This is a genomic window from Pseudomonas sp. CM25, from assembly GCF_013179705.1.
GTDB lineage: Bacteria > Pseudomonadota > Gammaproteobacteria > Pseudomonadales > Pseudomonadaceae > Aquipseudomonas.
Window position 1 is genome coordinate 6,360 of record NZ_JABMCW010000048.1, and the last position, 18,351, is coordinate 24,710.

General features: G+C 65.1%; 20 protein-coding genes. 4 read left to right on the top strand and 16 right to left on the bottom strand.

Annotated features, from left to right (window positions below; translation table 11 throughout):
* Positions 1-16: 16 nt before the first annotated feature.
* From HP546_RS07945 to HP546_RS07955, 3 genes are read right to left on the bottom strand one after another with little or no spacing between them, the layout of a single operon-like run.
* The gene (locus HP546_RS07945) at positions 17-220 is read right to left on the bottom strand and encodes a DUF1289 domain-containing protein (protein WP_172222246.1); all 204 of its coding nucleotides are present in this window, start codon (positions 218-220) and stop codon (positions 17-19) included.
* Complete coding sequence (locus HP546_RS07950) at positions 210-734, bottom strand: gamma carbonic anhydrase family protein (RefSeq protein WP_172222249.1); 525 nt, start codon at positions 732-734, stop codon at positions 210-212. The genes HP546_RS07945 and HP546_RS07950 overlap by 11 nt, the downstream gene beginning before the upstream one ends.
* 44 nt (positions 735-778) lie before the next feature.
* A complete protein-coding gene (locus tag HP546_RS07955) occupies positions 779-1,378 on the bottom strand; it encodes a CoA pyrophosphatase (RefSeq protein ID WP_172222253.1) in 600 nt (199 codons plus the stop codon).
* Between the two features lie 124 nt (positions 1,379-1,502).
* On the opposite strand from HP546_RS07955, the gene HP546_RS07960 reads away from it, so the two are divergent.
* Together HP546_RS07960 and HP546_RS07965 are read left to right on the top strand one after the other, a co-directional pair.
* A complete protein-coding gene (locus HP546_RS07960) occupies positions 1,503-2,054 on the top strand; it encodes an NUDIX hydrolase (RefSeq protein WP_172222257.1) in 552 nt (183 codons plus the stop codon).
* Positions 2,055-2,075: 21 nt separating this feature from the next.
* On the top strand, positions 2,076-2,630 hold the full coding sequence (locus HP546_RS07965) for a murein L,D-transpeptidase family protein (protein ID WP_172222260.1): 555 nt from the start codon (positions 2,076-2,078) through the stop codon (positions 2,628-2,630).
* Between the two features lie 50 nt (positions 2,631-2,680).
* Here HP546_RS07965 and HP546_RS07970 read toward each other — a convergent pair whose 3' ends face one another.
* From HP546_RS07970 to HP546_RS08025, 12 genes are all read right to left on the bottom strand, one after another.
* Entirely contained in the window at positions 2,681-3,340 is a 660-nt protein-coding gene (locus HP546_RS07970) for a general secretion pathway protein GspN (RefSeq protein ID WP_172222263.1), read from the bottom strand.
* Positions 3,337-3,723, bottom strand: a complete 387-nt coding sequence (gene gspM / locus HP546_RS07975) for a type II secretion system protein GspM (protein WP_172222268.1) — start codon at positions 3,721-3,723, stop codon at positions 3,337-3,339. The genes HP546_RS07970 and gspM overlap by 4 nt, the downstream gene beginning before the upstream one ends.
* Entirely contained in the window at positions 3,720-4,796 is a 1,077-nt protein-coding gene (locus tag HP546_RS07980) for a GspL/Epsl periplasmic domain-containing protein (RefSeq protein WP_172222272.1), read from the bottom strand. The genes gspM and HP546_RS07980 overlap by 4 nt, the downstream gene beginning before the upstream one ends.
* Positions 4,793-5,383, bottom strand: a complete 591-nt coding sequence (locus tag HP546_RS07985; protein WP_172222276.1) for a type II secretion system protein — start codon at positions 5,381-5,383, stop codon at positions 4,793-4,795. Before HP546_RS07985 ends, HP546_RS07980 begins: the two co-directional genes overlap by 4 nt.
* Before the next feature lie 157 nt (positions 5,384-5,540).
* The gene (locus HP546_RS07990; RefSeq protein WP_172222297.1) at positions 5,541-5,909 is read right to left on the bottom strand and encodes a type II secretion system protein GspI; all 369 of its coding nucleotides are present in this window, start codon (positions 5,907-5,909) and stop codon (positions 5,541-5,543) included.
* Positions 5,906-6,334, bottom strand: coding sequence for a type II secretion system minor pseudopilin GspH (gene gspH, locus HP546_RS07995; protein WP_172222300.1), 429 nt, complete (start codon positions 6,332-6,334; stop codon positions 5,906-5,908). The genes HP546_RS07990 and gspH overlap by 4 nt, the downstream gene beginning before the upstream one ends.
* Positions 6,335-6,337: 3 nt before the next feature.
* Positions 6,338-6,772 carry a type II secretion system major pseudopilin GspG gene (gene gspG, locus HP546_RS08000; protein ID WP_172222304.1) on the bottom strand — a complete coding sequence of 145 codons (435 nt, stop codon included), beginning with the start codon at positions 6,770-6,772 and terminating at the stop codon, positions 6,338-6,340.
* Between the two features lie 17 nt (positions 6,773-6,789).
* Positions 6,790-7,992, bottom strand: coding sequence for a type II secretion system inner membrane protein GspF (gspF, locus tag HP546_RS08005; protein ID WP_172222308.1), 1,203 nt, complete (start codon positions 7,990-7,992; stop codon positions 6,790-6,792).
* A 3-nt stretch (positions 7,993-7,995) separates the two neighbouring features.
* Positions 7,996-9,444 carry a GspE/PulE family protein gene (locus HP546_RS08010; protein ID WP_172222340.1) on the bottom strand — a complete coding sequence of 483 codons (1,449 nt, stop codon included), beginning with the start codon at positions 9,442-9,444 and terminating at the stop codon, positions 7,996-7,998.
* Positions 9,444-11,198, bottom strand: a complete 1,755-nt coding sequence (gspD, locus tag HP546_RS08015; RefSeq protein WP_172222335.1) for a type II secretion system secretin GspD — start codon at positions 11,196-11,198, stop codon at positions 9,444-9,446. Before gspD ends, HP546_RS08010 begins: the two co-directional genes overlap by 1 nt.
* 21 nt (positions 11,199-11,219) lie before the next feature.
* Positions 11,220-11,645 (bottom strand): pilus assembly protein PilZ, encoded by a 426-nt coding sequence (locus HP546_RS08020; RefSeq protein ID WP_172222313.1) that lies wholly within the window; start codon positions 11,643-11,645, stop codon positions 11,220-11,222.
* Positions 11,642-13,282 carry a lipoprotein UxpA gene (locus tag HP546_RS08025; protein WP_172222316.1) on the bottom strand — a complete coding sequence of 547 codons (1,641 nt, stop codon included), beginning with the start codon at positions 13,280-13,282 and terminating at the stop codon, positions 11,642-11,644. Before HP546_RS08025 ends, HP546_RS08020 begins: the two co-directional genes overlap by 4 nt.
* 224 nt (positions 13,283-13,506) lie before the next feature.
* Between HP546_RS08025 and HP546_RS08030 the strand changes: the two genes are divergently transcribed.
* Together HP546_RS08030 and HP546_RS08035 are read left to right on the top strand one after the other, a co-directional pair.
* Positions 13,507-15,582, top strand: coding sequence for a PhoX family phosphatase (locus tag HP546_RS08030; RefSeq protein ID WP_172222321.1), 2,076 nt, complete (start codon positions 13,507-13,509; stop codon positions 15,580-15,582).
* A gap of 139 nt (positions 15,583-15,721) precedes the next feature.
* Entirely contained in the window at positions 15,722-17,749 is a 2,028-nt protein-coding gene (locus HP546_RS08035) for a PhoX family phosphatase (RefSeq protein ID WP_172222326.1), read from the top strand.
* 98 nt (positions 17,750-17,847) lie between these two features.
* On the opposite strand, the gene HP546_RS08040 is transcribed toward HP546_RS08035, so the two are convergent.
* Positions 17,848-18,351: type II secretion system protein GspK (locus HP546_RS08040; RefSeq protein WP_172222330.1), on the bottom strand; the 504-nt coding region annotated here is incomplete at its 5' end.

The following is an 18,351-nucleotide window of genomic DNA, read 5'->3' on the forward strand; positions in this document are numbered from 1 at the left end:
GAAGCCAGCACTGTGTTCAGCCTCCGATAATCAGGCCGGCCTCCACTGCCCTTTCATGGCAGCGTTTCAGCACCACCCGGCGCTCGTCGTTGTCCATCCGACCCCAGCGGCCAATTTCGGCCACGGTACGCTGGCACCCGGTACAGATATCCTGCTCATCCAGCGCACAGATGCTCACACACGGCGAGGCCACCGGCCGCTCTGCAACTTCACTCATCATCAACCACCAACTCCTGCGCATAACGCCGGGCATTGTGCACGTAATGCGCAGCGCTGGCTTCGAGCATGCGCATCTGCTGCTCGGTCAGCTCACGCACCACCTTTCCCGGCGAGCCCATGACCAGCGAACCATCAGGAATTTCCTTGCCCTCTGCGATCAGCGCATTGGCGCCGATGATGCAATGCCTGCCAATGCGCGCGCCGTTGAGGATCACCGCATTGATGCCGACCAGGCTGTAGTCGCCCACCGTGCAGCCATGCAGCATGGCGTTGTGGCCAACGGTCACGCCCTTGCCCAAGGTGAGCGGCGAGCCCATGTCGGTGTGCATCACCGTGCCATCCTGGACATTGCTGCCCTCGCCGATGTCGATCAGCTCGTTGTCCCCGCGCAGCACCGCGCCAAACCACACGCTGGCATCAGCCTGCAGGCGAACGTTGCCGATCAACGTGGCGTTAGGGGCGGCCCAACTGGTGGGGTGACACTCGACCCGCAGGTCGCCCAGGCGGTATTTCATGAAGGTTCCTCAGGCTAGGACACAGTTGGCAGGGTTGGCCCCGCTCAGATTTCGATATAACGCTCGGGCGGCTGGTGCAGGCTGATGCCGGCATCGAACAGCAGGTTGACCAGCTCGACGATCATGATCGCCGACAGCCCCCAGATCTTGTATTCGCCGTAACGATAGCTGGGCACGTACCAGCTACGCCCCTGGTAGTCGATACGGTGGGTATGGTCACGCGGGTCCTGGCGGAAGAATTCGAGCGGCACGGTGAATACTGCCGCGATCTCGGCGTCGTTGGCGCGGTATTCGACAAAGTCCGGGATTACCCCGACGAATGGCGTCACTTTCAGACCATGCAGCGATATCAGCGGGCTGAGCGGGCCCAGCACTTCGACCAGGCCGGGCGGCAAGCCGATTTCTTCTTCGGCTTCGCGCAGCGCAGTGAATACCAGGTCTGGGTCTTCGGGGTCGCGACGACCACCGGGAAAAGCCACTTCACCACCGTGGGTGGACAGGCCCTTGGCGCGCAGTGTCAAGACCAGTTCGGGCGCTTCGCTGCGAGTAATGGGCAAAAGGACCGCCGCTTCCGGAAACCGTCGGTCGGTTTCCAGTGACGCGGGTTGGTGGTTGCTCATTCGGCGAAGTAGCTCGTCCAGCATTGCGCACGCTCGTATCCAAGGCCTGTCTTGCATGATGCACCAAAGCCGCGAAGCACCCAAGCCCCGCGCACTTGCGACGGCCCGGCAGGCACGCCAAGATAGCCTTGAGCAAAAGGACCCCCCTATGAAATTCTGCAGCGCGTGCGGCCAGCCGGTCACTCAGCGGATCCCCGAGGGCGACAGCCGCCTGCGGTATGTCTGCGACCATTGCCAGACCATCCACTACCAGAACCCCAACATCGTCGCCGGCGTGCTGCCGACCTGGGGCAGCCGGGTACTGCTGTGTCGGCGTGCCATCGAGCCGCGCCGAGGCTACTGGACCTTGCCCGCCGGTTTCATGGAGAACGGCGAAACCCTCGACCAGGCCGCCCGTCGCGAAACCGTAGAGGAAGCCTGCGCCAGGGTCGGGCCGCTGAGCCTGTACCAGCTGTTCGACCTGCCGCACATCAACCAGGTGCATGTGTTCTTCCGCGCCGAACTGGCGGACCTTGATTTTGCGGTCGGTGTCGAAAGCCTGGAGGTGCAGCTGTTCGAAGAGCACGAGATACCGTGGAGCGAGCTGGCTTTCCGCACCGTCACTCTCACACTAGAATGCTACTATCGCGACCGCATCGGGCAGCACTACCCCATAGGCCATGAATACCTGCCGCCGATGACCGTCCCGACCACCACCTAGAACCCTTCAGGGATACGTTACATGCGTTGGTTGCTTGCCTTTTTCTGCCTTTGCGTTACCTCGGTGTCCCAGGCGGCCTTCACCGAGACCATCGTCCGCAAGCCCCTGCCGGCAGCGCAAACTCCGTCGCCTTCGCAGCAGGCCATGCAACCGCTGATCGACAAGGTACTGGTGATCAAGTCCGAACGCCGCCTGCAGTTGATCAGCCGTGGCGAGCCGCTGAAAACCTACCGTATCTCGCTGGGCAAGCAGCCCAAGGGTGCCAAGGAACGAGAAGGCGACAAGAAAACCCCCGAAGGCCTGTACTGGCTGGACTGGCGCAAGCAAAGCGACCGTTTCAACCTGGCCATGCACATCAATTACCCGAACATCAGCGATGCAGCCCGCGCCACCCGTGAAGGGGTGAGTGCCGGCAGCATGATCATGATCCATGGCACGCCGCTGAACGATGAATACCCGGAATGGTACTTCCATACCCTGGACTGGACGGACGGCTGCATTGCCATGCGCAACCGCGACATGCAGGAAGTGTGGGAACTGGTGCGCGATGGGACGTTGATCGAGATTCGGCCCTGACCTAGCGACCTGCAGCAGGCTCTGCAGGTCGAAATCCGTACATCAGTTGCCTACCAGTGAAGGTTTCGCTGCCCTGCCAACGCTTGCGGTCCGAGCCACTGTGCACCACGCAACAACGGCGTCAGCGCCGCCTCGGGCTGCAATTCGAACACTACCTGCGCCTGGCGCTGTTGCAGGTCGGCCTCCAGGGTCAATTGATGCTGGCTCTGTTGTGTCAGATGCCCACGCAGGCGCCAGCCGCTGGCGCAGTCGATTTCCAGCCAGCCCTCGCCCAAACCCAGCGACCACGGGGCGCTCAGTGCAAGGTCGGGGACCGTCAAGCGGCCCTCGCTGGCTCTACATTGGCGCCCTCCCCCCTCCAGCCGTATCGTCCCCTGCCACTGGCCAGCCAGGCGGTAGTCCGTGAACGCCGTAGCCTGGGCACCCATTGGCACTGCCTGCAACTGCCAGCGCCACGGCCAGCCTTCGGCGCGCAACTGCCAGGTTTGGCCCTGAAAGCCCAACTGCAGGTTCGCCTGCAAGCGCCAAGGCTGCACCGCCCAGCGCAAGGGGCCGACCACCCCCATCTGTTGCGCCTCGCCTAGCCACAGGCTGCCACTGACATCACGCATGGGCAGGCCAAACGCACGCGCCACCCAGCTGGCCGGCAGTTCGACCAGCAGCGTCAACACGAAGACCAGCACAACCCATGCCGCTGCCCGACGCCTCATGGTTGAACCACCAGATCAAAACCCAACCCCTTGCCCTCTCGCTCCATGCCCCATTGCAAGGGCTGTAGGCCCTCTGCTCGCAACATCTGCAACCAGCCTTCCAGCTCGCGTCCATCGACCACCTGGCCGCGCAGTTTCCAGGTGCTGCCCTGCGCATCCACCTCAGCCAGTTCAATCCCCCGTGCCTGGGCCGATTGGCGAAGCCGCTCCAGGTTCAACCCAGGCCCGCCCTTCAGGCCGGCAGCCTGCTCGGCCAAAGCGCGCCACTGGCTGAGCTCTCGCCATTGCGCAACACCTGCGCGCAGGGCCAGGAAGGCCAGCAACAGGGCTATCAGTACCCAGGCGAAGGCCAATCGATGACGTTGCAGCCATTCGCGGTTCATGAGGTCGCTCCCAGATCGAACACCACCTGCCCACCGTTCACCTGCACGGAGGCGCCGGCAGCGCTGGCCATGTCCTGCCAAGGCGGCGCACTGCCCTCGCCCTCCAGGTGCAGGTGCCAGCGCTGGCCATCAAAGCGCACCGCCAGCAGACGCCAGTCGGGGTGGCTGCGCAGCCACGCCTGCAATGCCGATTGCAGGCCGTGCAGCTGGCGGCTGTGCAGTTGCTGTTGCAGTTCGCTTTCGCGCAGGCGTTTGAGGGCTTGCGCGGCATGCCGCGGGCTGGCCTGCTCGCCGGTTACCGCAATAACCTGGCTGCGCCAGAGTTGCGCCTGACGCCATTGCTGGTTCAGCCACAGGCCGCTCCATACAGCGGCCAGCACCAGGCAGGCGGCGAGCAGACGTCGTTGTTGCCGCGACGCCAGCGGCAACGCTTGCGTCCTGTAGGTGCGTTCGAACAGGCCGGGCAGTTTTTCCAGCACTGCGAATGTGCTTGGCCAATTGCCGCTCAGCGCCACCGTCTGTAGCTGCGCCCACGGCTGCCGCGGCACGTCACCCAGCACTTGCGGCCATGCCAGCCAGTGCTCCTGCCCGTCCTCGGCCAGCCCTTTGTACAACGACACACCAGGTGTGCGCTGCCATTGCCAGGCGCTACCCGGCTCAGGCGTGGGCAGCAGTTGCAACTCTGCCCAGCAGCGCTCGACCTGCAAGCCCCATGCGGCACACTGCCCACGCCAGTCTTCCAGTTGCTGACGCGCGACCACCAGCAGGCGAAGGTGCCCAGGCTCACGGGCCAGGCAGGCGCAGGCGACCTCCTCGGTGGCCTGCAGCAGGCGGTCTTCGAGCAACAACGGCCACTCTTCGCGCTTGAGCCCGGGTGGCGCCGGCACCCGGAAACGGCTGCTGGCCTCGGCAGGCAGGATCAATGCCACGCGAGCCTGGAGGTTCGCCGGCGGCTCGCCCTGCCCTTCATCTTGCACGTTACTGCCCGCAACCAGTGCCCAGTGCCAGACCGGGCCCGGGCGCAGCAACAGCCAAGGCTGTGGCGGTGCATGCCGCCGCCATTCAAACTTCATGAGCGCCCCCAAGGGAGGGCGAAAGTGCAGACATAGGGTGCTCCGTCACGCTGCAGTTCCACACGCACGCCACGCCCGGGGTGCGCGGGTTGATCGGAAGGCCAGGCCAGCCAGCGGCCGCCCTGGTAATACAGGACATTCATGGCGCTGACCCGCTCCAGCCGCTCGCGTCGTACCCAGTGTGGGGCCGTGGCGGCGTACAGGTCGGCCGAGCTTTCCAGCAGCAGGCGCTGCTCGCGGGCGTCCAGGCGCAGGCGCTGACGTTGCAGGCGCGAGCCGCCTTCGGCCTCGGGCAGGCCGGTAGTAGCGACCCACAGCAATTGCTTGCTTGCCGGTTGCCAGTCCAGCCAGCGGCTGGTCTGGGGCAGGCGCTGCTCATAGACGCGGCGCAGCACCGGGCTGTCGAAACGGCGCTCCAGGGCCAGGCAGAAATCCAGCACCGAGGTTTCCTGGGTAGTCACTTGCAGGCGTTCACGTACCTTGAGCCACCCGTTGACCAGCGCGGCGAGCATGATGCCGAGCAAGGCGGTCAGGGCCAGGGCGACCATCAGTTCGATCAGGGTCAGGCCGGCCTGGCGGTGTTTCATGGGTTGATTCTCGGATTTGATGCTTGCACTGAGCCCTTGCAGGAGCAGCCTTGTGCTGCGAAGAGGTCCGACCGACTGACAGAAGTCCATTGGGCACACTGGCCTCTTCGCAGCACAAGGCTGCTCCTACCGGAACCGCGGAGGATTGGCGAATTTTTCATGGGCGCTCCAGGAACACGGTGTATTGGCCCAGCGGCAGGCGCTGGTCGCGGTCGGCGTACAGCTGCAGCTCGCCACGGCGCAAGTCGCGCACGCCGGTGCGCCGCAGTTGCATTTGCCAATGGCACAACTGGCCGCCCTGGCCAAGTTCGCCGCCGACCTGATTGGCGGCGGGCCAGTACTGCTCGACGGCGAAGCGGGTTTGCAGCTCCCGCGCGCACAGCAGGCCCAGGCGGTGTTGCTGCAGGTTGTCCTGCACCATCAGGCGTTGGCGCAGCACCTGGCTGGTGATCACCGCCAGCACGGCGGCAATTGCCAGGGCCACGGTCACTTCCAGCAGGGTGAAACCGCGCTGTGCCTGCTTCATGGTGCTACCCGCAGGCCGTCGGCCCGGCTCCATGCCCACTGCTGGCTGCCATCGGCCCAGCGCCAGTACACGCTGCCCGGCTGCGACCAGCCGTGTGGCGTGAACAGCAGGCGCGGCTGTGGGCTGGCGGGCCAGTCCGGTTGCAGGCCCTTGGGCCAATCGCCGAGGGCAGTTGCTGCCACCACCCAGCCATTGCCCTCGCGCAGCACGAACTCGGGGCGCTGGTCATTCCAGCGCAGCCCGCGCAATTGCCCGGCATGCCGGGCAAGCGCAGCCTGGCTGCGGATTTCCGCAGCCAGCCGTTGCAGGGCCTGGTCGACACCGGCCTGGCCGCCAAGCCCGGCCACTGCCAGCCCGGTCATCAACCCGGCAATGGCCAGCACTACCAGCAACTCGATCAGGCTGAAGCCACGCTGACGGCGCACCCGTTACAGCGCCCAGTTACCCAGGTCGGCATCCTGCCCTTCGCCGCCCGGCAGCCCGTCAGCGCCCAGCGAGTAGACATCCACCCGCCCATGTTCGCCAGGCATGCGGTACTGGTAAGGGGTGCCCCACGGATCTGCCGGCAGGCGGCGCACATAGCCGTCACTGCGCCAGGCCCGTGGCAACGGCTCCTGGGCCGGCTTTTTCACCAGCGCGGCCAGGCCCTGTTCGCTGCTGGGGAAGCGCAGGTTGTCCAGCCGGTACATGTCCAGCGCCTGCTCCAGCGTGGCCAGGTCGGCCAGCACCTTCTGCTTCATGGCCTTGTCCTGGTTGCCCAGCACGCTGGGGGCGACCACGGCGATCAGCAGGCCGATGATGAAGATCACCACCATGATTTCCATGAGGGTGAACCCGCGCTGGCGATTACGTCGATGCTGCATGGCAATACTCCTTGTGTTCACAGTTGCAGGCCCTGGTTGAGTTGCATGATCGGCAGCAGCACCGCCAGCACGATGAACAGCACCACGGCGCCCATCACCAGAATCATCAGGGGTTCGAACAGCGCCATGGCGGTATCGACCTGGCGGGCAAAACCGCGCTCCTGGTCGTCGGCCACGCGCTCGAGCATGTCGGCCAGGGTGCCGCTGGCCTCGCCACTGCCGACCATGTTCACCAGCAGCGGCGGGAATTGCTGGCTGGCATCCAGCGCACGGTGCAGGCTGGTGCCGCCCTGCACCTGCTGGCGCACCTGCTCCATGGCCAGGCGGATGCGCCGGTTGCCGACGGTTTCGGTCGCCACTTGCAAGGCTTCGAGCAAGGCCACGCCGCTGCCACTGAGAATCGCCAGGCTGCGCGCCAGGCGTGCGCTTTCCAGCACCTGCAACAGGCTGCCGATGCGTGGCAGGCGCAGCAGCAGCTGGTCGCGGCGCAGGCACCAGTGCGGCTTGCGCAATAACCAGCCGCCCAGCACGCCGAGCATCAGCGCCAGCCCCAGCAACCAGGGCCCGGCGTGCACCAGCCCCTGGCTCAGGCCGATCAGCAGCGAGGTAATCAGCGGCAGGCTCTGCCCGGCATGGGCGAACTGCTCGGTGAGCTTGGGCACCACGAAGGTCATCAGGCCGACCACCACGGCCAGCGATACGCCCATCAGCACCGTGGGGTAGATCAACGCGGTTCGCGCCTTGTGCTGCTGGCGTTGTACCTGTTCCAGGTGATCGGCCAGGCGGGTCAGTACCTGGGCAAGGCGCCCGGAACGTTCGCCTGCCTCGACCAATGCGCAGTACAGGCCGGTAAACGGTGCACCCTGGCGCGCCAGGCTGCGGGCCAGGCCGAGGCCTTCGGCCAGCGAACCCCGCAGCGCCACCAGCACACTGTGCAGGGCCGGCTGACGCAACTGGCGCTCAAGTGTGGCCAAGGCATCCACCAAGGGGATGCCGGCACCGGTCAGAGTGGCCAGCTGACGCGTCAGCTCGCACAGCTGGGCCCGGCCAAGACGCTGACGGCGGGGTGGCCGGGTGCCGGACTCATGGCGCTGCAACTGCCGGGCAAACAGGCCCTGCTCGCGCAACAACTGGCGCGCATGGCGTTCACTGTCGGCCTGCAGGCTGGCCTTGTGGGGTTTGCCGGCGAGGTCGACGGCCTGGTAGCGATAGGTCGGCATGGCTCAGCCCTGCACCGCGCGTAGCACTTCGGCCAGGCTGGTCTCACCGCGCGCCAGGCAGTCGCTGGCCATCGCCACCAGGCTCTGGCGGCGGTCGGTCAGGTAATCCTGCATGGCCAGCTCACTGGCACCGGCGTACAGCAGGCCAACCAGCCCGGCGTCCAGTTCGATGAATTCGTACAAGCCCAGGCGCCCGACATAACCACTGCCCTGGCACTGCTCGCAGCCAACCGCATGGTAGCTGCTGCCCAGCGCTGCCAGCTCTGGCCACAGCTCCCGCTCGGCAGGCTGCAGCGGGTGGGCCACGGCGCAGCTGCACAAGCGCCGCACCAGGCGCTGGGCCAGTACCCCGCGCAGACATGAGGCGATCAGGAACGGTTCGATACCCATGTCGCGCAGGCGGGTCACCGCGCCCACGGCACTGTTGGTGTGCAGGGTGGACAGCACCAGGTGGCCGGTGAGGCTGGCTTGCACGGCGATCTGCGCGGTTTCCTGGTCGCGGATTTCGCCGAGCATGATCACGTCCGGGTCCTGGCGCAGGATGGCCCGCAGGCCGCTGGCGAAGGTCAGCCCGGCGCGCGGGTTGATGGCGGTCTGGCCAATCCCGGCGATGGCGTATTCCACCGGGTCCTCGACCGTGAGGATATTACGGCTGCCGTCATTGAGGCTGTTGAGGCTGGCGTACAGCGTGGTGGTCTTGCCCGAACCGGTCGGGCCGGTGGACAGCACGATGCCATTGGGGCGCGCCAGGCAGCTCCGCAGGCCCTGCAGCACAGCCGCCGGCATGCCCAGGTTGCTCAGCGCCAGCAGGCTGGCCTGCTTGTCCAGCACGCGCATCACCACCCGCTCGCCGTGGATACCGGGCAAGGTCGAAACCCGCACATCCACCTCGCGCCCTGCCGCGCGCAAGGTGATGCGACCGTCCTGGGGCTGGCGCTTTTCGGCGATATCCAGGCGCGCCATGACTTTGATCCGCGACACCAGCATGGCCGACAGCGCACGCGGCGGGCGCAGCACTTCGCGCAGGTGGCCATCGACTCGCAGGCGTACCACCAGGCTTTGTTCGAAGGTTTCTATATGGATGTCCGAAGCACGCAGGCGCAGGGCCTGGCCGAACAGGCCGTTGATCAGGCGGATCACCGGGGCTTCGTCGTCGCTTTCCAGCAGGTCTTCGATACGCGGCATCTCGCTCATCAGGCTGGCCAGGTCGACTTGGTCGCCAATGCCCTCGATCAAGGCTGCTGTGGCCGCATCGCCGCCCTGATACAGCTGCCCGAGGCGCTCGTCGAAGGCAGCCGGCTCCAGGTATTCGAGCGCGCAGGGCTGGCCATGCACGCGCAGCAGCTCCTGCAACTGGGCACTGTCGGCATCAGGGCGCAGCCACAGCTGCCAGCCCTGCTCGGTCGGGGCCATGGCTACCCCACTGTGGCGCGCCTGGCGATACGGCAGCATCACCAGTCACCGCCTTCCAGGCGCGCGCGGCTGGAGGGAAACACCTGCAGCAACGGCGTCCCTTGTGCCAGGTCCGGCAGTTGCAGCGGCGTGGTCTGCTGCAAGCTGCGGTACTTGTCTTCACTCAGCCCGGCCAGGCTCGGCCCGTCCCGCAGGATGCGCGGGCGGATGAACACCATCAGATTCTGCTTGGTGTTCTTGCTGGCATCGGAGCGGAACAGCCGGCCCAGGTAAGGAATATCGCCGAGCAAGGGCACACGCTGATTGCTGGTGCTCAGCTCGTCGCTGATCAGGCCACCGAGGATCACCAGGCCATTGTCCTCGACCATGACCTTGGTCTTGATCTCGCGCTTGTTGGTGATCACGTCGCTGGCGGCGCTGGATTCGGCAATCGATGACACCTCCTGGACGATGTCCAGGCGCACGCTGTTGTCGATGTTGATCTGCGGCTTGATGCGCAGCTTCACCCCGACTTCCTTGCGCTCGATGGTCTGGTACGGGTTGGCGTTGTTCTGGGTTACCGAGCCCGTGACAAAAGGCACTTCCTGACCGACCAGGATCGACGCCTCGGCGTTGTCCAGGGTCAGCAAGGTGGGCGTGGACAGCAGGTTGAAGCCGCTTTTGCCCTTTAGCGCATTGACCAGCATGGCGAAGTTGAAGCCGCCGCCAAAGTGACCAATACCTGCCGTGGCGCCGGCAGTGGTCGACAGCAGGTCGCCCAGCGCCTCGCTGTCACCACTGGCGGCAGCCCCGGCGATGTTGGCGATGTTCACCCCGTTGCTGCCGAAGTTGACGATGCCGGCGCCGAACTTTTCATCGGCGAACAGCCATTGCACACCGAGCTCCTGGGCGCTGCTGTCCGATACCTCGGCAATGATCGCCTCGACCACCACCTGGGCACGGCGGATATCCAGTTGCTCGACGATATCGCGGTAGGCAGCCAGCTCGCTGTCCGGGCCGACCATGACCACGGCATTGGTGCCTTCTTCGTACTCCAGGCGGATACCCGAGTCACTGGCCACCGCCAGCGGCTGGTCCTTGCCCTGGCCTTCGCCACCGCCATTGGCCGCGCCTTCGCCGGGCACCGCGCCTTCCTGGCTGAGCCCGCGCAGCACCTTGACCACTTCACCGGCATTGGCGTGGCGCAGGTAGATGACCTGGGTACGGGTGCCGGCGGCTTCGCTGGGGCGTTCCAGCTGATGCAGCAGGCTGGCAATGCGGTCAAGGTTGCTGCGCCAGTCGGTGACCACCAACTGGTGCGCCGCCGGGTAGGGCGTGATCACGCCCACCCGCGGGTCGATCAGCGGCTTGAGGATGCCCAGCACCTGTTCGCTGGCGGCATTGCGTACATTGAAAACCCGGGTGGCCACACTGTCGCTGCCCGCGCCCTGCCCTGCGCCGGTCTCCACCGGCACCGGCTCCAGCCGCGCGACCTGGTCAGGGACGATCTTCACGCTGCCGTTGGGCAGGTCGACGGCGGCATAGCCCTGGGCGCGCAGTTGCGCCAGGAAGATGTCGTAGATGGCATCGGCGTCGTGCAGGTCGACCGTGCGCACGGTGACCTTGCCTTTGACCCGCGGGTCGACGATGAAGGTAGTGCCGGTGATGCGCGACACGCTGTCGATGAACTCGCCGAGTTCGGTGTCGACGAAGTTCACCTCGTACATCGGCGTGCCGTTTTCATCGAACGTAGGCTCCTCGGCACTCACCCCCGGCACGGCCAGGACCAGGGCCAGGCTCAGCGCAGCCGCCATGCAGTATCTAACAGGCATCGTTCATCCTTGGCGCTTGAAGCCGGTCACGGCAGGGCGTGGCGGCCAGGGCAGGCGTTCACGCCGCCCCTGGTTGTTGAAGATCAGGCCATCGCCATCGATGTCCTGCAGCACGATTCCTGGCGCCAGGCGCTGGCCGCGGGCCAGGGTGCGCACCTGCTCGCCATACCGCAGCACCACCACGCTGGAGCTCAGGGGGTGAGCCTTGAGGCCACCGAGGTAGTGCAGCGGCAGGCGGGTAATGGCGATGCTGCCGTCGTCGACCGGCACCTGCCAGTGACCGACCATCAGCCCCGCTAGCGGGCTGTTCACCCTTGCTGGCGCCGTGGCCGGCTGCGGCTGGCGGCTCAGTTGCAGCACGCATTGGGCGGCCAGCCAGCCGGCCAGGGCCAGGCCAGCGCCGGTGAACAGGCGCGAGGCAACTATCACGAGGCCAACTGCCGTGGATGCCAGCCCGGGTGGCCCTGCACGTAACGCACGTCGGGCAGTTGCAGGGCGGCCAGTTGCCAGTCGCCAGGCTGCCGAGCCAGCCAGGCCTCGACCCGCTGCCAAAGCGGTTCGCCGGCCTGGGTTTCGAACTGCAGGCCAAATGTGCGGCACAGCCCTTGTACCGGTTCCAGGCCGGTGATGCGCTTGCCTTGCGGGCTGTAACTGACATGCCAGGCCTGGCCCTGCCAGCGTGGCAGGTCCTGGCTGTTGTCCAGCAGCAGCGGGTCGCCGAACAGTTGCTCTGCGGCGTTTTCCAGTACTTGTTCCACCTGCCGGGCCGGCGCTTCGACTACAGGTGCCGGGTAGCCACCGGTCAGACTTATCAGGTGTTCGCGGGTGATGCTTGCCCCTGCCGGCAGCGGATAGTCATAACGCAGGCCCGGCAGCAAGACGGGCATGCTGCTGTCGTCAGCCAAGGCTTGATGCAGCAAGCGGTCCCAGCTGCCGCCACGGGTATCGCGGCGCCACAAGGCCTGCGGCGCACGGGCCAAAGGCTGGTCGAGCCAGGCCGCGTGGCCGGCCCGTTGTTGCCGTAATTTCGCCTGCAATTGCCCGACACGTAACAGGGCGGCAGGTGCCAGCTGTTGTTCGAAAGCCGGGAAGAAACGCCCGTCGAACTGCCATAGCCCAGCGACGCGCTGACAGCGCAGGCGGAACGCGCCACTGCCCCGGCAGCCGGCGAACAGCACCGGCACACGGCGCCCGCTGGCCTGGGTGACCGCCACCGGTGCCGGCCACAAGTCCTGACCACGGGCGCACAGCAGGACGTCGATCTGTGCTACCCGCTCGGCCAGCCACAGGCCGGGGCCGGTACCGACATCAGCCATGGCCACTACCAGGTCGGCCTCGCGCCGGGCCTGTTCGAACACCGGCTGCAGCGACTGGTACCACTGTTTCAGGGAGGCTTTCTGGTCCTGTGCGTAAGGGTCGGTGACACCGACCACGGCAATACGGGCGCCGCCGCGCTCGAAGATGTGCAAGGTTTCTACACCCAGCGCCTGGCGTTGCGCATCTGCCAGCCCGGCGCCCAGGGTGATGGGGCCAGCCTGGCGATACAGGCCGGGGCTGCGTTGTGGCCACAGCACGCGTTCGTCGCTGCTGACCCGCACCTCGCTGCCCAGCAGCTGGCTGCCCTGCACCCCGCTTTCGCCTTGGGTCAGGTAGGCCAGGCCACTGCCGTTCCAGCCCTGCCCGTTCTCCAGGGTCAGGCTGTTGCCTGCCCCCGCCTCGCCGCGCAATTGCTCCAGCAACGCGGCCAGCACCGCATAACCGCCCAGTTGGGCAGACGCTGCCTGGCCGGCATCGAGCAAGGGTGCCAGTTGTGGGTAGGCGACGCTGGCGCTGCTGCCGGTCATCCACGGCGCACGGCCCAGGTGGCTGACCGGCCCCAGGCGGGTGGCCGGCACCACAGCCTGGCCAGGCTGGCGGGCATCAAGGGTATCGGCCACATACAGCAGGTCGAGGTGGGCGTGACCGTCCTGCTGCCCAGGCAAGGCGGAACAGGCGCCAAGCAGCGGTGCCAGGGCACCGACACCCATCCAGCCAATCACTTCGCGCCTGTGCACACTGCTTGCCATCGAACCCGCCATCCTTATCCACGCTCATTCAGGGCTCCGGATGTTGCGGCGTTGGCATTACAGTTTGATGGCAGAAATCCGACAGCAATTCCAAATTGGTCTGTAGGCCACGGATCTAAGAACCGGTAGTTTTAAAAGCTCGTTAACATTTCTGCCAATGAATCATCACACTAGCGCTCTAAAGTCGCGGTTTCCTCCAACTCAGCCACAACAAGGACACCCTGATGAGTCGAGATACCGGCGACAACCTGGACCGGAACCAAAGCGGCAACCTGCCGATGGCCAACGTCATGGACGCCTACCTGAGCCGCCGTAGCGTGATGCGCGGCAGCCTGGGCGCCGCCATCGCCATGATTGCCGGTACCGGCCTGACAGGCTGCTTCGACGGTGGTGGCTCCGATCATGATGATCCGGTCACCGAACCACCGGTGACCGAGCCGCCAGTCACCGAGCCGGAAGTGCCGAAGCTGGCGCTGGGCTTCCAGTCCATCCCCGGCTCGCGCACCGACGCCTGCGTCGTTGCCGCCGGCTACAGCGCCTATGTGCTGGCCCCGTGGGGCACACCGATCAACAGCAATGGCAGCCCATGGAAGTCCGACGGCAGCAACACCTCCACCGACCAGGCCAACGCCATGGGCATGCACCATGACGGCATGCATTTCTTCCCTATCAACGGCAGCTCGGAAGACGGCCTGCTGGCGATCAACTTCGAATACATCGACGCCGCCGCCTTGCACCCGGCCGGCCCCACCACCGATGTCAACGGTAAGCGCCCGGTGGAAGAAGTACGCAAGGAAATCAACGCCCACGGCGCTGGCGTGGTGCGCCTGCAGAAAGTCGGCGGCCGCTGGCAGGTAGTCGACAACGACCCGCTCAACCGCCGCTTCACCACCGCCTCGCGCATGGAGATCACCGGCCCGCTGCGTGGCACCGAGCACGTCAAGACCAAGTACTCCAGCGCCGGCACCCACTGCCGTGGCACCAACAACAACTGCGGCAACGGCTACACCCCGTGGGGCACCTACCTGACCTGCGAAGAGAACTGGCCTGGCATCTTCGTCAACAAGGGCACCCGCCCCGAAGACCAGCGCCGCATCGGCGTGGGCACTTCCAGCGGCCAGTACAAGTGGGAAAGCGCTGCCGGTGACAGCAGCGAAGTGGCCGACGAATTCGCCCGTTTCGACGTGACCGTGAAAGGCGCCAGCGCCACCGACGACTACCGTAACGAAGCCAGCACCTACGGCTACATCGTCGAGATCGACCCGTACAACAGCAGCACCTTGGCCACCAAGCGCACAGCCATGGGCCGCTTCCGGCACGAGGGCTGCTGCCCTGGCCTGCCGGTCGCCGGCAAGCCGCTGGTGTGGTACATGGGCGACGATTCGAACAACGAGTACCTGTACAAGTGGGTATCCACTGCCGTTTGGGACGCCGCCGACGCCAGCCCGGCCGACCGCCTGGCCACCGGTGCCAAATACCTGGACCAGGGCAAGCTGTACGTGGCCCGCTTCAATGCCGACGGCACCGGCGTCTGGCTGCTGCTGGACGTGACCACCGCCACCACCGCCGGCAGCACCCTCGGCGCGCTGTATGGCGACCTTCCCGGCATCATCCTCAACACCCGTGGCGCTGGCGATGCCGTGGGCGCCACGCCGATGGACCGGCCGGAATGGACCGCAGTCAATCCGCTGAATGGCGACGTATACCTGACCCTGACCAACAACAGCGCGCGCACCCCGGAAAAAGTCGATGCAGCCAACCCGCGCGGCCCGAACCGTCACGGCCACATCATCCGCTGGCACGACAGCGACGACCAGCTGAGCTTCAGCTGGGACATCTTCGTGTTCGGCGCCAACGCAGCCGGCACCGCCGACATCAACCGCTCGGGCCTGACCGAACTGAACCAGTTCGCCAGCCCGGATGGCATGAGCTTCGATAGCCGTGGTGTGCTGTGGTTCGAGACCGACAACGGCGAAACCACCCTCACCGACTACACCAACGACCAGTTGCTGGCGGTAATCCCCACCGACCTGGTGGATGCCAGCGGCAAGCAGGTGCCGGTGAACGCGCAGAACCAGGTGGACCTGCGCCGCTTCTTCGTCGGGCCGAATGATTGCGAGGTGACGGGGATTGCGTTTACCCCGGACAACAAGACCTTGTTCGTGAACATTCAGCACCCGGGGAACTGGCCGTATACCGACAAGGCTACCGATGCTACGCCAGCTGGGGCCACGGTGCGGCCGCGGGCTTCGACGGTGGTGATACAGCGGGATGATGGTGGGGAGATCGGCACGGCCTGATTTACCAGGCCGCCATTCAGTGGTCGACCGGATTCGAACACCGGTCGTCCATGACCGATCTGGGTAGATTTCCTGATTCAACCCCGCAATCCGGAGCACTAGCGTTGTTGCTCACAAAGCGTATCGAGAGAATGCCCGGATGAGCCGAGACACCACTGATAACCACGACAGAAATCCCAGCCGCAATCCTTCCCTACACGATGTTACCGACGCCTGTTTGATCAAGAATCAAAGAATCCCTGCCGGCGACACAGCTGCCGCCATGGTTGTCGCCATGGGCAAGGGCAGCTGCCTGCGCCAGCCTGACGCCCCTGAGCTAACGGTGCGACCTGCGCCCACCCTGGGCTTCGAATCCATCAACGGCTCGCGTACCGACGGTTGCAGCGTCCCGCCGGGATACACCGCCCATGTTCTGGCGCCCTGGGGCACGCCGCTCAATGAGTTATCACGCCCATGGCGGCAGGATGGCAGCAACACATCCGTCGACCAGGCCAATGCGATGGGCATGCACCACGACGGCATGCACTTTTTTCCCCTCGACGGCAGCTCCAGTGACGGCCTGCTTGCGATCAACTTCGAATTCATCGACCCCCAAGCCTTGCACCCGAATGGCCCTACCACCGACGCTATTGCAAACCGCCCGCCCGAGGAAGTTCGCAAGGAGATCAACGCCCACGGAGCTGGCGTGGTCCGCGTTAAAAAAGTCGCTGGCCGTTGGCAAGTGGTTGAGAACGACCCGCTCAACCGCCGCTTTACAAGCGCCACAGTTATGGAGCTCGCCGGCCCCCTGCGTGGCACCGACCATGTTAAGACCAGATTTTCGCCCACAGGCACTCATTGTCGGGGCACCAATAACAACTGCGGCAACGGCTACACCCCCTGGGGCACTTACCTGAGCGGTGAAGAGAATTGGCCACGCTATTTCGTCAATAAAGCCACGCTGCCAAGCGATCAGGCACGCCTTGGGGTGCGCGCCACGAATAGTGAATACAGCTGGGAGAGTGCTGCCGGTGCCCCTTGTGAAGTAGATGACGAGTTTGCCCGTTTCGACGTTACCCCGACCGGTCCCAGCGCCACCGATGACTACCGCAACGAAGCCAGCACCTACGGTTATATTGTCGAGATCGACCCGTTCAGCGCTACTACCCGCGCCGTGAAACGTACTGCCATGGGCCGCTTTCGACATGAAGGCTGCGGCCCCGGCCGGGCTGTAGCCGGCAAACCGCTGGTCTGGTACATGGGCGACGACTCCAATAATGAATATTTGTACAAATTCGTTTCTGACGCCCTTTGGGACGCAGACGATGCCCACCCGGCTGATCGCCTGGCTACCGGAGACAAATACCTGGACAGCGGCAGTTTGTACGCCGCCCGTTTCGATGCTGACGGCAAGGGTGAATGGCTATTGCTGGACGTCGGCACGGCGACTACGGACGGGAGCACCTTGGGTGCCCTGTATGGTGACCTGCCAGGCATCCTGCTCAATACCCGCGGTGCCGGTGATGCCGTGGGCGCGACGCCAATGGACCGGCCGGAATGGACCGCTGTGAACCCGCTGAATGGCGATGCTTACGTGACGCTGACCAATAACAAGGTGCGTCCGCCGGAAAAAGTCGACGCAGCCAACCCTCGCGGCCCCAACCGCCACGGCCAGATCATTCGCTGGCGAGAGTGTGAAGGCCAGCCAACCTTCAGTTGGGACATTTTCGTATTCGGGGCCAATGCGGCGGGCACGACTGACATCAATCGTTCGGGCCTGACCGAGGCCAATCAGTTTGCCTGCCCTGACGGCATGAAATTCGATAGTCGCGGTGTGCTGTGGTTCGAGACGGATAGCCGCGAGAGCACAGTCACCGAATACACCAACGATCAGTTACTGGCAGTAATTCCCACTCATCTGATTGACACGCATGGCATGCAGGTCCCGGTAAATGCCAAGAACCAGGTAGATCTACGGCGCTTTTTTGTTGGGCCTAACGGCTGTGAAGTAACTGGCATCGCGTTCACGCCTGACAATAAAACGATTTTCGTCAACATCTCGCACCCCGATAACTGGCCCTGCAGCGAAATCGCAACTGACATCCCCCCAGCTGGGGTCAAAGTGCGGCCACGGTCCTCGACTGTGGTGATTCAGCGAGAAGATGGTGGGGAGATCGGTACTGCCTGATCGACCTGTGCGCGGGGGGGGGGGCGCTTTGCGGCTCTTTTCGGGGCAAGGCCTTGACTGGGATTGCCCGCGAACAGGCCGCAAAGCAGCCCCGCCCCCTACCAACCCATCGGCTCCCTGCTGCGAACCCGCACCTGCTGCGCCGGCACCCGTGCATGCCATTGCACCACCCCGAGCGCTTCGACCTGGAACTCGCTGCGAATCACCCGCCCCTCCTCCTCGAACGACAGCTGCAACAGAAAATGCCCGCTGTTGAGCAACAAGCCTTCGCTCAACCGTTCAAACGTTTCATCATCCACCGCCCCCAGCGCCTGGCGCAGCGCTGCGGCATCCACATAGCCCGACGCCGGCCGGCCACTGACGATGCGGCTGAGCAATGAACGCGAGTAGCGCCCTTCGTACAGCGCGTCCAGCAGTGGCAGATGCTCCAGCCCCAGGGCATTGGCATTCAGCCGCCAGCCGCTGGTCTGCGGCAACGCACACAGCATCGGGTAACGGGCCTGGCGAGTAGCATCCGGCTCCAGCAACAGGTTCAGTTCGCTGGTGTCGAGCATCGGCTGGTTGGCCGCCAGTCGCGGCGGTTGCTGGCGCAGGTACTGGGC